Consider the following 209-nt stretch of genomic DNA (forward strand, 5'->3'; position numbering starts at 1 on the left):
CGGCAACGCCGGGTTGATCGGCAACGGCGCCGTCGGTGGAGTCGGTGGCGCCGGCGGTGCCGCCGACTCAACCGGATCCGGCGTCGGTGGCGTGGGCGGGGCCGGCGGCGCCGGCGGTAGCGGCGGCCACGGCGGGTGGCTGTATGGTGCCGCCGCCGTCGGCGGGGCCGGTGGCAGCGGCGGCGACGGCACCGGCACGGGCACCGGGG

At 81.3% G+C, this 209-nt stretch carries 1 protein-coding gene; it reads left to right on the forward strand.

Going from position 1 to position 209, the window contains the following annotated elements; genetic code table 11:
* Nucleotides 1-209, forward strand: a 209-nt coding sequence (locus BST12_RS30490; protein ID WP_211281461.1) for a hypothetical protein, incomplete at both ends; no start/stop codon positions are given.

This window comes from Mycobacterium angelicum, from assembly GCF_002086155.1.
Taxonomy (GTDB): domain Bacteria; phylum Actinomycetota; class Actinomycetes; order Mycobacteriales; family Mycobacteriaceae; genus Mycobacterium; species Mycobacterium angelicum.